Annotated in this window: 12 protein-coding genes; 9 read left to right on the top strand and 3 right to left on the bottom strand. The window is 75.3% G+C overall.

Annotated features, from left to right (window positions below; all coding sequences use genetic code 11):
• Positions 1–227 precede the first annotated feature (227 nt).
• Together ACODT5_RS18445 and ACODT5_RS18450 are read left to right on the top strand one after the other, a co-directional pair.
• Positions 228–1856 carry an FAD-binding oxidoreductase gene (locus ACODT5_RS18445; protein ID WP_422520397.1) on the top strand — a complete coding sequence of 543 codons (1629 nt, stop codon included), beginning with the start codon at positions 228–230 and terminating at the stop codon, positions 1854–1856.
• A 67-nt stretch (positions 1857–1923) separates the two neighbouring features.
• Positions 1924–2862, top strand: a complete 939-nt coding sequence (locus ACODT5_RS18450; RefSeq protein ID WP_422520398.1) for a S1 family serine peptidase — start codon at positions 1924–1926, stop codon at positions 2860–2862.
• On the opposite strand, the gene ACODT5_RS18455 is transcribed toward ACODT5_RS18450, so the two are convergent.
• Together ACODT5_RS18455 and ACODT5_RS18460 are read right to left on the bottom strand one after the other, a co-directional pair.
• Positions 2816–3208 carry a hypothetical protein gene (locus ACODT5_RS18455; protein ID WP_422520399.1) on the bottom strand — a complete coding sequence of 131 codons (393 nt, stop codon included), beginning with the start codon at positions 3206–3208 and terminating at the stop codon, positions 2816–2818. The genes ACODT5_RS18450 and ACODT5_RS18455 overlap by 47 nt on opposite strands.
• 76 nt (positions 3209–3284) lie before the next feature.
• Positions 3285–4235: an AEC family transporter gene (locus ACODT5_RS18460; RefSeq protein ID WP_422520400.1), complete on the bottom strand. Its 951-nt coding sequence runs from the start codon at positions 4233–4235 to the stop codon at positions 3285–3287.
• Between the two features lie 266 nt (positions 4236–4501).
• On the opposite strand from ACODT5_RS18460, the gene ACODT5_RS18465 reads away from it, so the two are divergent.
• The 7 genes from ACODT5_RS18465 (at position 4502) to ACODT5_RS18495 (ending at position 12132) form a co-directional block, all read left to right on the top strand.
• Positions 4502–5539: an MDR family NADP-dependent oxidoreductase gene (locus ACODT5_RS18465; protein WP_422520401.1), complete on the top strand. Its 1038-nt coding sequence runs from the start codon at positions 4502–4504 to the stop codon at positions 5537–5539.
• A 36-nt stretch (positions 5540–5575) separates the two neighbouring features.
• Entirely contained in the window at positions 5576–6106 is a 531-nt protein-coding gene (locus ACODT5_RS18470) for a MerR family transcriptional regulator (protein WP_422520402.1), read from the top strand.
• Between the two features lie 572 nt (positions 6107–6678).
• Entirely contained in the window at positions 6679–7965 is a 1287-nt protein-coding gene (locus ACODT5_RS18475) for a sensor histidine kinase (protein ID WP_422520403.1), read from the top strand.
• Positions 7962–8645, top strand: a complete 684-nt coding sequence (locus ACODT5_RS18480) for a response regulator (RefSeq protein WP_243332099.1) — start codon at positions 7962–7964, stop codon at positions 8643–8645. The genes ACODT5_RS18475 and ACODT5_RS18480 overlap by 4 nt, the downstream gene beginning before the upstream one ends.
• A gap of 175 nt (positions 8646–8820) precedes the next feature.
• Positions 8821–9864 (top strand): alpha/beta hydrolase, encoded by a 1044-nt coding sequence (locus ACODT5_RS18485; RefSeq protein WP_422520404.1) that lies wholly within the window; start codon positions 8821–8823, stop codon positions 9862–9864.
• Complete coding sequence (locus ACODT5_RS18490; RefSeq protein ID WP_422520405.1) at positions 9861–11201, top strand: acyltransferase family protein; 1341 nt, start codon at positions 9861–9863, stop codon at positions 11199–11201. Before ACODT5_RS18485 ends, ACODT5_RS18490 begins: the two co-directional genes overlap by 4 nt.
• Before the next feature lie 88 nt (positions 11202–11289).
• Positions 11290–12132, top strand: coding sequence for a hypothetical protein (locus ACODT5_RS18495; protein ID WP_422520406.1), 843 nt, complete (start codon positions 11290–11292; stop codon positions 12130–12132).
• 77 nt (positions 12133–12209) lie between these two features.
• Here the strand turns inward: ACODT5_RS18495 and ACODT5_RS18500 are convergent, their stop codons facing one another.
• Positions 12210–12632 (bottom strand): DUF350 domain-containing protein, encoded by a 423-nt coding sequence (locus ACODT5_RS18500; protein ID WP_422520407.1) that lies wholly within the window; start codon positions 12630–12632, stop codon positions 12210–12212.
• Positions 12633–12686: the final 54 nt, after the last annotated feature.

Below are 12686 nucleotides of genomic sequence, written 5' to 3' on the forward strand. Positions count from 1 at the left end.
ACCCGGTTCGTGACCCTGGCCGGGCCGGGACGGTGACCCTGCGCGCGACCCGGACGGCTGCCCGGGCGCAGCACATGCCGGGAAACCGGGCGCAGCGCGGCCGGGGCCCGGCAGGGACCCGGCCCGCGCCGCCGCCGAGTGCCCCGGCGTGGGCCGTTCGGGGGGCAAGCCCGCCCCCGTGGGCCCGCCTTCGCCCCGAACGGGCAGGGCGGTGGCAGGAAGGAGGGATGACCCTCCACCGCCGCCAGGTCCTCGCGGGAGCCGCCACGGGCGTCCTCGCCTCGATCGGCGCGACGGCCCCTGCGACGGCCGGCACTGCGCCTCGTACGCCGGCCGGTACCGCGCCTCGCACCACGGGCGGTACGGCTCCCCGTACGGCGGCCGGCACTGCGCCCCGTACCGCGCCCCGCCCCGCGGACCCGGACTACGGGGCGCTGGCCCGGGCCCTCGACGGCCGGGTGGTGACGGCGGGCGACGCAGACTACGACGAGGCCCGGCAGCTGTTCCAGCCCCGCTACGACACGGTCCGGCCGGGCGCGGTGGCCTACCCCGCGCACCCGGGGGACGTGGCCGCCTGCCTGGACTTCGCCCGGCGCTCGGCCGTCCCCGTGGTGCCGCGCGGCGGCGGCCACGGCTACGCGGGCTGGTCCACCCGCGAGGCCGGACTCGTCATCGACACGGGCGTCATGGCGGAGGTGGCCGTGGAGTCCGGGAGCGGCGTCCGGATCGGTGCGGGCGCCCGGCTCGGGGAGGTGAACTCCGTCCTCGCCGCGCGGGGCCTGGCCATCCCGACGGGGCTGTGCCCCTCCGTCGGCATCGCCGGTCTCACCCTCGGCGGCGGGCTGGGCCTCTCCTCCCGCGCCTGGGGCGCCACCTGCGACCGGCTCACGGGGGTGACCCTCGTGACCCCCGACGGGACGGTCCGCGAGGTCGGCGCCGACCACGAGCCCGACCTGTTCTGGGCCCTGCGCGGCGGTGGGGGCGGCAACTTCGGCGTGGTCACCGGCTTCCGCTTCCGCACCCACCCGGTCTCCGACTGCGCCTTCGCGGAACTGCGCTGGTCCGCCGCCGACTCCCCCGCGGTGCTGCGCGGCTGGCAGCGCTGGCTGGAGGCGCTGCCCGATCCGTTCTGGAGCCAGGTCGAGTTCACCGTCGACGGCGGCCCGGTGGGCGCCCCGGCCCTGCGGGTGCTCTGCCTGGACGGCGGGCGCGCGGAGCTGGAGCGGCAGCTGACCCGGCTGTCCGACCTGGTCGGCGGACCGCCCCGGGATTCGTGGACGGTCGTGCGCGGCTACGCGGACACCGTCCGGGCGATGGCCGGCTGCCCGGACCGGAGCCCCGCCGCGTGCCGGCTGCCGGGCACCCTGCCGGGACACGACCCCCTGGGCCGGCTCGGCCGCGACTCCTACGCCGCCCGGTCCGACTTCTGGGCCCCGGACGGGCTGACCGAACCGGCCGCCTCGGCGGTACTGGCCGGCCTGCGGCGCTACGCCGGGAGCGTGCCGCGCGGCGGGTCCGGCGTGGTGCAGTTCGACGGGGTCTGCGGCGGAGCCCTCAACCGGGTCCCGGTGCGGGACACCGCCTTCGCGCACCGCTCGGCCGGGTTCCTCGCCCAGTACCTCGTCTACTGGCCCGGCCCGGCCACGGCCGCCGACATCGGCCGCCACCAGGGCTGGCTCGACGGGCTCTGGCAGGACCTGCGGCCCTGGGCGGGCGGAGCCGCGTACCAGAACTACGCCGATCCGAAGCTGACCGGCTGGCGCGAGGCCTACTACGGACCGAACCTGGCCCGCCTCGAAGAGGTCCGGCGCCGCTACGACCCGGACCGGCTGCTGCGCTTCCCCCAAGCCGTCTAGACGGCCCGGGCCCTGTCCCGCGACAGGCCCGTGCCCTCCCTCCCATTCCCCGAAGAAGGAGACGGACATGCGACGTACGTTGACGGTGGCGGCGGCCACGGCCGCCCTGCTGCTTCCCGCCGGACCCCTGCCCGAGGCCGAGGCCGGCACCGCCCCGGCGCAGGCCCCGGCCCGGGCACCCGGCACCGACCGGTGGTCGGCCCGGGAGGCGGAGTCGTTCTGGACGCCCGACCGGATGGCGTCCGCGGTCCCCGTCAGCCGCGGCGGCGCCCAGGCGGCGGTGGACGGGACCGGCCGGAACTTCGACGGCATCCCGGTCGTCGGCCGGATGTTCGTCATGAAGGGCGGCGGCGCGTACTTCTGCACCGCGAGCGTGGTCGCCTCCCCCGGCCGCGACCTGGTGCTCAGCGCGGCGCACTGCCTGCTCGGGACGGACGCCCGGCAGGTGGCCTTCGTACCGCAGTACACGGCCCAGAACCCCCAGCCGTACGGGATGTTCCCGGTCCTGCGCGACAAGGCCGGCCGCTCCAAGGTCTGGATCGACCCGCGCTACCGCAAGCTCGGCGTGGACAAGGGCGCCGCCCTCGACGTGGCCTTCGCCCAGGTCGGCCCGGACGCCGACGGCTTCCCCGTGGAGGACGTGGTGGGCGGCAACCGCCTGGTCACCGGCGCCGCGTACGCGCACAAGAAGGTCTCGCTGATCGGCTATCCGGCCTCCGCGGCCCGGCCCCGGCTGTGCGTGAACCGGACGACCAAGTTCACCAGCACCGATGCGAAGATCCCCGGCTCGTTCCTGCGCATCAACTGCACCGGCTACCCGGGCGGCACCAGCGGCGGCCCGTTCCTGATCGGCTTCGACCAGCGGACCGAGACCGGCAGCGTGGTCGGGGTGATCGGCGGCTGGAAGACCGGCGGGGACACCGCCGACACCTCCTACAGCTCCTACTTCGGCGCCGACATCAGGAAGTTGTACGAGAAGGCTCTCGCCGGGGCGCCGGTGGCGTGAGCACCCGCGCCCGGCGGGTGCGGCGCGGGTTGCCCACCGTACGCGGGGTCGCCGGCAGCCCCTCCGCGCTCAGCGGTTCGGCGGGCGCGAGGCCGAGCTGCCGGCGCAGGTCCGCGAGGGCGGAGTGCACGGGGCCGAGAATGACCTCGGCGCGCGGATGGGCGTACGCGAGGGCGTGCGCGGCCGTCTCGATGGCCTCGGCGGCGTCCTCGGCGGCGCCCCGGCTCCACCCTCCGGGGGCGGTCCGCCCCCAGGGCGCGAGGATGTCGTAGAGGTGGCAGGCGGCATCGGCCACGGCGTCGGCCTGTTCACCGACGCCGGGCGCCGCGATCGTCGGGAGCTCCATACCCGCTCAACGAGCGGAACCCGCCCGGGGAACGAAGGCCGGCGAGACGGCCCGGGTCACGGCGGGACGGCCCAGGTCACGCGGACACCGCCTGCAGCCAGAGCGGCAGCAGCAGGAGGGAGACCAGGGAACTCTTGATCACGACGGCAGCGGAGAGGTCCACTCCCACGTCGTAGCGCTGGGCGAAGATGAACAGGTTCTGGGGCGTCGGCATCGCGGCGATCAGCACGAGGTACGTGAGCCACTCGCCCCGGACCCCGAACAGCGCCCCGCACACCGCCCACGCCAGCAGCGGGAAGGCCACGCACTTGAAGCCGATGAGCGCCAGCTCCTCGGCCGTGGTGCCCCGGACGTCGAGACCGATGCCGCCGAGGTGCAGTCCGAGGGCGAAGAGGGCCACCGGGGAGGCGCTGTCTCCGACGAAGGCGGCGCCGTCGAGGACCACTTCCGGGACGTGCACGGAGAGCAGGTTGAGCAGGATCCCCGCGTTGCAGGCGAGGACCAGCGGGGTGACGAGGGAGGCGCTGACGGCGCGGCCGAGGCGCCGGCCGGGGCCGCCGCCCGAGCCGGGGCCGGTGCGGCCCAGTTCCATGATGGCGATGACGACGAGCGACAGCACGCAGACCTGGAAGAGCAGCACCGGGAAGATCGGCGCCGCCGTGCCGAAGAAGGTGATGAAGACGGGGACGGCGAAGTAGGCGGTGTTCACCTGGACCCCGGCCATCACGCGCAGCGCCACGTCCCGGGGGTCGCACAGTCCGGCGGCCGCCGAGGCGGCTGCGACGGCCGCGACCGCGAGGGCGGCGGCCGCCGCGTAGCCGCCGATGGCCCGCCAGTCGAAGAGGGCGGAGAGGTCCGCGGCGTAGATGTTGCCGAACAGGTAGCACGGGACCGCGAAGAGGAAGGCGTAGTCGGCGAAGGCCTTGGAGGCCTCGGCGGGAACCACCTTGCGGCGTGCGAGGAACACCCCGACGCCGAAGGCCAGCGCCACCGGGATCAGTTTCTCCAGCGCCGCCGCCCCGCCCATGCGTACCCGCTCCCCGCCGTTCGGTGATCGCCGTTCGGTGCTGACCGTTCGGTGCTGACCGCTCGGTGATGGCCGTTCAGTGATCGTCCAGGCCGGGGCGCAGTCTATGCCGAGCGGCTGCGGTGGCCGGGGGTGGGGCGGGGGCGGGGCGGGGGCGGGCTTGACCCTGACGTGCGGGTCAGGGTTTAGCGTCGGCGCACCCACCCGCCCCGGACCGGCGGCGGCCGTCCGCGCCGTCGCCGGCCGCGCCGTTCCCAGGAGCCCCGATGGTCACCGAACTGCCCCGTACCGCACGCGAGATCCGGCTCGCCGCCCGCGCCGCAGGACTGCCCGAACGGGCGGCCTTCGCCGTCGTCGAGGCACCGGTGCCGGAGCCGGGGCCGGGCCGGGTGCTCGTCCGCAACCGCCACTTCCTGGTGTTCCCCGGGCTGCTCACCCTGATCGGCGGGGCGGTCGAGGGGCTGCCGCTGCCCCCGCTGCACCCCGGTGACACGCTGTTCGGACCGGCCGTCGGCGAGGTGGTGGCCGCCCCGGCCGGCAGCCCGCTGCGGCCGGGCACGCTCGTCTCGCACCTGCTCGGCTGGCGGGAGTACGCCCTGGTGGACGCCGCCGACTGCACTCCGCTGGACGACACCCTGCCCGACCCGGTGGCGTACCTCGCCCAGGGCTCGGCGCCGTACGGCGCGCTGACCCGGCTCGCCGGGGTCCGGGCCGGGGACACCGTCCTGGTCACCGGAGCGGCCGGCGCGGTCGGGACCCTGGCCGGCCAGACGGCGCGGCTGCTGGGCGCGGGCCGGGTGATCGGCACCACCGGCTCCCCGGAGAAGGCCGAGCGTCTGGTGGCGGAGCTGGGCTACGACGCGGTCCTGCTGCGGGGTGCCGGGCGGCCCCCCTTCGCGGAGCAGCTCGCCGGGGCGGCGCCCGAGGGGATCGACGTACTCGTGGACACGGTGGGCGGCGAGCAGCTGTCCGCCGCCCTCGGAGCCGCCCGGCAGGGCGCCCGCTTCGCGCTGGTCGGCGCGCTCTCGGGCCAGTTGGCGCCGGGCCGGTCCGGGGGCGGCGCCCCGGTGGAGGTCGACTCGTTCCGCCTGGTCGTCAGGGGTGTCTCGGTGCGCGGGTACCTCGGTACGGAGCATCCGGACGTGGAGGAGGAGTGGACCGGCCGCTTCGGTGCCTGGCTGCGCTCCGGGGAGATCCGCTTCCCGCACGTGCGGATCCCGGGCATCGATCGCGCCCCGGAGGCGTTGCGGGAGTTGACGCAGGGCCGGCACTTCGGCGCCGTGGTGGTGGAATTGCCGCGTTAGCGCGGGCAGTTCGGGGATGACGGGGGTGGGCGCGGAATGCGGATCGGTGACGCGGCGGCGGCAGCGGGGACCACACCCCGGGCACTGCGGTTCTACGAACAGCGCGGACTCCTCGCCCCGCAGGGCCGCAGCCCCTCCGGCCAGCGGGAGTACGGGCCGGGGGACGTGGCCCGGATCCGGATCATCCGCGACCTCCTGGCCCACGGGTTCACCGTCGAGGACCTGCGCGGCGTGGCCGACCGCCTCCACCTGCTCGCGGCGGATCCACCGCCGAACTGCGGCTCCGGCGGCGGGGTCGTCGGGCACCGCCTCGCCGTGCTCGACGCGGAGATCGACCGCCTCACCCGCCTCCGCAAGTCCCTGGCCCACCGTGCGGGCCTCGCCGACGCCGCGGAACCGGATCTGAAGCCGGGCCCGGCCACGGGGGCGGGCTCCCGGTCGGGGCGGGGGCCGGAGCCGGAGCCGGAGCGGACCCCGGAGCCAGGGCCGCAGTCCAAGTCGAGGTCGGAGTCCGAGACAGGGCGGGTCCCGAGCCGGGACCAAGGCCGGAGCCGTAGCCGGATCTGAAACGGGAACCAGAGCCCGAGCCGAAGCCGGCCCCGGGGCCCGAGTGCCGGAACCGGAACCGGAGCCGCGGCCGGGTCCCGAGCCGACGCCAGGGCCGGGGCGGGTTCGCGGTCGGGCGGGGGCCAGAGTCGGAACCAAGGCGGGGCCGGAGCCAGGGCCAGGGCCGGAGTCGGGGTCGGGGTCGGGGTCGGAGCCAGGGCCCTAGCCCGAGCCAGGGCCAGGGCCGGGGCAAAAGGGGCGGCGCCCGAGCCCGAGGCCGTGTCCGCCCCTGGCTGTCGGGGCAGGTCGGGGAGAGTCGTCCGGGGTCCCGGCGGGGCTCGGACGCATACGCTGGGCCGATCATGAGCGAGCGCGCCCGATCCCGATTCCGATCCCTCTTCCGAGCCCGGCCCGGATCCCGGCCAGGATCCCGGTCCCCGGCCGGACCGCCGCACGGATCCGCGACCGGGTCCGCCTCCGGCGCCCGGCCCGGCACGCCGTACGGGTCCGCGTCCGGATCCCCCTCCGCGTCACGGACCGGATCGCCGCAGGGGTCCGCCTCCGGGTCCCGGCCCGGCACGCCGGCCCCGTCCGTGCCGGTGGGCCCGGAGGGCTCCCGCGCCCGGCCAGGGCAGTTCGCGGTGGCGCTGCGTACCCCCGCGCGGGCCGCCGAGCCGCTGCTCGCGCAGGCGCCCAGGGCCTGGCAGCGGATGCTGCCGTACGCCGTGGCCGCCGTGTGCGTGCTGACGCTGCTGCCGGTGACGATCGTGGTGCTGACCAACGACTACGAGGCGGGCGGCGGGTGGGCCGGGGCTCTGGGCGTGGCCCAGACCCTGCCGTTGCTGCTCGCCGTGACCCGGCCGCTGCCCGCGTGGGGGATGGTGCTGCTCGCGGACGTGATCGGGGCCGCCGTGCTGACCCAGGCCGACCGGGTGGCCGGGCACGCCTGGCCCTGGACCCCGATGGTGATCATCGGCTATCTGGTGCTGATGGCCTGCCTGGGACTGCGCGAGTCCATCCGGACCCTGGTCGGGGTGTGGCTCGTGACCGGGGTGGCGGGGGCGGTGCTGTGGGGCTTCCGCCCGGACGGGTCGACCAACACGGTCGCCCTGCTGTTCGTCCTGGCCGGGGTGGTGCTCGCGCTGACGGGAGCGCTGCGCGGGCTCGGCGACGCGCGCCAGAAGATCGCCGAGCAGGAGAGCATCAGCGAGGCCGAGCGGTCCCGGCGCACCTTGCTGGAGGAACGGGCCCGGATCGCAAGGGAGTTGCACGACGTCGTGGCCCACCACATGTCGGTGATCACCGTGCAGGCGGATTCGGCGCCGTACCGCCTGCCCGGCATGGCGGAGCCGGTGCGCGAGGAGTTCGCGGCGATCGCGTCGAGCGCGCGGGAATCGCTGGGCGAGATGCGGCGGCTGCTGACGGTGCTGCGCGGGGACGAGGCGAACGGCGCCGACCGGACCCCGCAGCCGGGGCTCGCGCGGTTGCAGCAGCTGGTGGAGGCGACCGTACGGGCCGGGCAGCCGGTGGAGTTGGCGCTGGCCGCGGGCGCGGCCGGGGCGGCGCCGCCCGCCGTGGACCTGTCGGCGTACCGGATCGTCCAGGAGGCGCTGGCCAATGTGGTGCGGCACGCGCCGGGTGCCTCGACGCGGGTCTCGGTGACCTTCGACGAGGAGGAGCTCCTCGTGCTGGTGGTCAACGGCCCGGCCCGGGACGCGGTGGTGGCGGTGGAGACTTCGGGCACCGGGCACGGGCTGGTGGGGATGCGGGAGCGCGTACGGTTGACGGGCGGGACGCTGGACACCGGTCCGCTGCCCGACGGCGGCTTCCGGGTCGCCGCCCGCATGCCCATCAACACCGCTCCCGAGGAACCAAGTTGACCATCCGCGTGATCATCGTCGACGACCAGGCCATGGTGCGGGCGGGTTTCGCCGCGCTGTTGTCGGCGCAGGCCGACATCGACGTGGTGGGTGAGGCGCCCGACGGACGCCAGGGGATCCAGGTCTCCCGCACCGTCCACCCCGACGTGGTGCTGATGGACGTCCGGATGCCGGAGATGGACGGGCTCAGCGCCGCCCGCGAGCTCCTCGATCCCCCGCCGGGGGTGGTGCACCGGCCGAAGGTGCTGATGCTGACCACCTTCGACATCGACGACTACGTGTACGAGGCCCTGCGCGCGGGGGCCTCCGGCTTCCTGCTGAAGGACGCCCCGCCGGCGGACCTGATCGCGGCGGTCCGGGTGGTCGCCTCGGGCGAGGCGCTGCTGGCTCCGTCGGTGACCCGGCGGCTGATCGCGGACTTCGTCGAGCGCCGGCCCGTACCGCGCCGCGATCCGGCCCTGCGGCTGAACGGGCTGACCCCGCGGGAGACCGAGGTGCTGGAGCTGATCGCGCGCGGGCTGTCGAACCAGGAGATCGCCGGTCATCTGGTGGTCGCCGAGCAGACGGTCAAGACGCACATCGGCCGGGTGCTGGGCAAGCTGGACCTGCGGGACCGGGCCCAGGCCGTGATCTTCGCCTACGAGGCGGGGCTGGTGCGGCCGGGCGACTCGACGGCCTGAACTGAACTGAACTGCCGGGGCCGGCCCGGCCCGGCCCCGGTCGCCGGGCCGCCGGGGAGGACCTTCTCCTCCACCCCCTACCCGGGTATGACATCCGGTTTGGCACCACGGTGCGACGCCCGGTGCGACACCTTCTTCTTACCTTCCTCCTCGTCACGAGGAGAGGAGAAGGGGCATGCGCCGCTTCGCAAGGACACTGGTCGCCGCCGCGCTGGCGGGAGCCGTCGTCGCGGGAACCGCGGGATGGGCCTCCGCCGACGCGCAGACGGCGGTCACCGGGCCGCTGCCGGGCACCGCCGCCTGGTGGGCCGACACGGTGTCCGGGCGGCCGCTGCCGGACCCGGCGCGGGCGACGCCGTCGCAGGTCGCGCGGTTCTTCGCCGGGCTGGACGACACCCGGGCGCAGGGCCTCGTACGCTCCCACCCGCTGGTGGTGGGAAATCTGGACGGGGCTCCGCTCCCTCTCAGGTACGAGGCCAACCGGCTGGCCGTGCTCGCGACGGGCGAGGCCCGCTTCGCCCCGCTGGCCGCCCCCGGCCGGCAGATCCTGGCCTTCGACCCGCGCGGACGGGGCACCGTCGCCGAGGTGTTCGGGGACCTGGAGCGGACCGCGCACGTGTCGGTGATCGTGCCGGGCTCCGACAACGACGCCACCACCCACGACCGCCCGCGGGCCGCCCACACCGGCCCGGCGGGCATGGCCCGCGCCCTGCGGTCCGCGGCCGGCGAGAGCGTCGCCGTCATCGCCTGGACCGGCTACACCACGCCCGTCGGGGTGGGGCTGGACACGGCCCGGGGGCGGCTGGCGCAGGCGGGCGCGGTCCGTCTCGCCCGGTTCACCGACGGGCTCGAAGCGGTCGGCGCACCCGACCCGGTGCTCTTCTGCCACAGCTACGGCTCGGTGGTCTGCGGGCTGGCGGCCCGGCACACGGACGCCACCGACATCGTCGCCTTCGGCTCCCCCGGGATGCGCGCCGACAGCGTCGCCGACCTGCACACCGGAGCCCGCGTGTGGGCGGCGCGCGGACCCTCCGACTGGATCGCCGACGTGCCGAACGTGGAGTTCGCCGGGCTCGGCCACGGCGCCGATCCCACCTCGGCGGCCTTCGGCGCCCGCCCGGTCCCGGCCGCCGACGTGGCGGGCCACACCGGCTACTTCACCCCCGGCACCGGGTCCCTGAAGGCCTTCGCCACGATCGCGACGGGAGCGGCACGATGAGCATGCTGGAGACGAGGCCGGCGAGCCGGCCGGCAAGCACGATGGACAGCACGTCGGACAGCACGTCGGCGAGCAAGCTGGGGAGCACCCCTGCGAGTACCCCGGCGGGTATCCCCGTGGGCGCCCCGGGCGTCCTCGCCAAGGCGCGGGCGGCCGCCGGCCGGATCGACGCGAAGACCCCGGCCCACCGGGACCGGGCGATCGACGGACTGCGGGCGCTGGCGCTGCTGGCCGTACCGACCGGGCACTGGCTGCTCGGCGGGTTCACCCTCGACCCCGACGGGGCCCTGCACAACGCCAGTCCCCTCTCCGCCTTCGGCGGCCTGGCCCCGGCCAGTTGGGTGCTGCAGATGCTCGGGGTCTTCTTCCTCGTCGGCGGCTATGCCTCGGCGCTCTCCTTCCGGCGGCACACCGGCTCGGCCGGGGCCTGGCTGAAGGGCCGGATCGCCCGGCTGGGGCGGCCGGTACTCGGGGTCACGGCGGTGTGGGCGCTGGCCGTGCCCCTGCTGTACGCGGCCGGGGTGCCCGAGGCCACCCTGCGGACCGGGGCGAAGCTGGTGATCCAGCCGCTGTGGTTCGTCGGGGTGTACGTGGTGGTCACCGCGCTGACCCCGTACTGCGTGCGCGCCGCGCACCGGCTCGGCGGCTGGGCGGCGGCCCCGCTGCTCGCCTCGGTCGCCGTCGTGGACTTCCTGCGCTACGGGCCCTTCGCGGACTCGGTGCCCGGGTGGGTGGCGCTGGTGAACATCCTGCCGGGCTGGCTGTTCGCGTACCAGCTCGGCGTGGACTGGGGCGAGGGCCGGATCGGGCGCCGCGGAGGGTGGCTGCTGCTGGCGGGCGGGGGCCTGCTGTTCGCGGCCCTGCTGATGGTCTTCCACTACCCGGCGTCGATGGTCGGGGTGCCGGGCGAGGCCCGGACCAACTCCCATCCGCCGTCGCTGCTGGTGGTGGCCCTGGCCGCGGCCCAGTCGGGGGCGGCGATCCTGCTGCGGGACCGGCTGGCGCGGCTGCTGGCCCGGCCGGCGCTGTGGGCGCCGGTGGTCGTGATCAACCTGTGCGCGATGACGATCCTGTGCTGGCACCAGACGGCGATGCTGGCGGCCGCCGTACCGGGGTCGTTCGCGGGCGGGCTGGCCGGGCTGACGACGGCGCCGGACAGCGTGGGGTGGATCGTGGCGCGGCTGGCATGGATGCCGGTGTTCGCGTTGCTGCTGGTGGGCATCGCCCGGTACGCGCGCCGGTTCGAGCAGCCCTGGACGCGGGCCACGGCGATCCGCCGGACCGCGGTGGGCCTGCTGGCGGCCGGGTTCGCGGTGTTCGCACTGGGGCTCGCGTAGGGGACGGCCGGCCCCCTTTGCCACCCGAACGGGGGATGCCGAGCAGCGCGGGCCCGTCCGGGGTGTCGGGTCTGGAAGGATCCGCGACATGCTCCTCAACCAGGCCGCGGCGGCCCGCTTCGATGACGCAACTCCTTGGGACGACCTGTACGAGCAGGCTGCCGAGGGACCGAACAACCTCCTCTCGGACGTGCTTACCGCGGTCGAGTTCGGCACGTGCGATCCCGAGGGCTCGCTGGAGATGGCCTGTGCTGCGGCCGGGGCTGCCGGGGCCACGGTTCAGACCCTGTCGAAACCGTGGTCCCTCTACACACCGCAGGACGCCGCGTCGGTCGCCTCGGCCCTGTTCGTTCAGCTCCGGCACGGCGCCGGGGCGCTCCGGGAACTCGAGCGCGCCGTGGAACGGATCGTCGAGCGGGGTGAGGCCGAACTCGACGTCCCGGCCGGTGCCGGGCAGTCGGCCGACCTGAGCGACGCGTTGAAGACGCTGCGGTCGGTGTCCGACACGGTCCAGGATCTGGTCGCCCGGCACGCCTCGACCACCGTGCGCGCCCTGCACGCCGCCCCGGGCTCGGCCCCGCTGCCCGCCGACGCGCACGAGACCGTGGTGGCCGTGGCGGCCCTGCTCGCCGACCAGCACGACGGGACGGTGACACTGGCCACTTTGCACGAGGACGGCGCGTACGACCCGGACGACGACGGCGGGTTCGGGTGCGGCTGCAATGTCACGCTCCTCGCCAACGGCGACGCGTACCACTTCGGCCGGGGCGACTCGGAATGGTCGCTCCACAAGGAATCGGACGGCATCGAGCAGCCGGACGGCTCCAAGGTCTTCGACCGCTGGGAGAGCCTGAGTTCGACCCTGGAGACCGCTCACCCGCAGCAGCTCGCCCAGGACGTCCTGCGCATCGTCTCGGCCGACCGCGACTGACCGTCCTACGAAACGAGAGCGCCGCTCCCTTCGGGGAGCGGCGCTCTCGTACGTGGCGCGTATGCGTGCGCGAGCCGTCAGGCGATGGAGGCTGCGACGATCGCGGCGACCGCGAGGTTGCAGGAGGCCGTCACCCACACCGCGGGGTGCGGCTCGGGGTCGACCACGATGGCGCCGAGCTTGCCCGGGGTCACCAGGTCCAGCAGCAGGAAGGCCACGGCCATCAGGATCAGGCCGAGGATGCCGAACGCCGCCGTGGACAGCAGGCCCTTGCCGAAGTCGTCGTACGTGGTCCAGATCGAGGTGAAGACGATGCCGCCGATGCCGAGCAGCGCCGAGGAGAGCATCACGGAGGCGTTCCGGTTGCGCTCTTCCCAGATCTGCTTCGGCAGCTTGCCGGGGGTCAGCACGTCCACCAGGACGATGCCGAGGATGAGCAGCACCAGGCCGACGCCGCCGAATGCGGTGGTGCGGCCAAGTCCGTTGATGATGTCGCTCATTGGGAAGCCGTCTCCGGGGTGGGGTAGGAAGTACGTCGCGTGCCTGTCGTCGCG

Origin of the sequence: Streptomyces tatrensis, assembly GCF_049310065.1 — a bacterium.
GTDB lineage: Bacteria > Actinomycetota > Actinomycetes > Streptomycetales > Streptomycetaceae > Streptomyces.

What these genes read in the sequence shown, in the direction of transcription:
- ACODT5_RS18445 (WP_422520397.1), top strand. Translation starts at nt 228, where the DNA reads ATGACCCTCCACCGCCGCCAGGTCCTCGCGGGAGCCGCCACGGGCGTC.
- ACODT5_RS18450 (WP_422520398.1), top strand. Translation starts at nt 1,924, where the DNA reads ATGCGACGTACGTTGACGGTGGCGGCGGCCACGGCCGCCCTGCTGCTT.
- ACODT5_RS18455 (WP_422520399.1), bottom strand. Translation starts at nt 3,208, where the DNA reads ATGGAGCTCCCGACGATCGCGGCGCCCGGCGTCGGTGAACAGGCCGAC.
- ACODT5_RS18460 (WP_422520400.1), bottom strand. Translation starts at nt 4,235, where the DNA reads ATGGGCGGGGCGGCGGCGCTGGAGAAACTGATCCCGGTGGCGCTGGCC.
- ACODT5_RS18465 (WP_422520401.1), top strand. Translation starts at nt 4,502, where the DNA reads ATGGTCACCGAACTGCCCCGTACCGCACGCGAGATCCGGCTCGCCGCC.
- ACODT5_RS18470 (WP_422520402.1), top strand. Translation starts at nt 5,576, where the DNA reads ATGCGGATCGGTGACGCGGCGGCGGCAGCGGGGACCACACCCCGGGCA.
- ACODT5_RS18485 (WP_422520404.1), top strand. Translation starts at nt 8,821, where the DNA reads ATGCGCCGCTTCGCAAGGACACTGGTCGCCGCCGCGCTGGCGGGAGCC.
- ACODT5_RS18490 (WP_422520405.1), top strand. Translation starts at nt 9,861, where the DNA reads ATGAGCATGCTGGAGACGAGGCCGGCGAGCCGGCCGGCAAGCACGATG.
- ACODT5_RS18495 (WP_422520406.1), top strand. Translation starts at nt 11,290, where the DNA reads ATGCTCCTCAACCAGGCCGCGGCGGCCCGCTTCGATGACGCAACTCCT.
- ACODT5_RS18500 (WP_422520407.1), bottom strand. Translation starts at nt 12,632, where the DNA reads ATGAGCGACATCATCAACGGACTTGGCCGCACCACCGCATTCGGCGGC.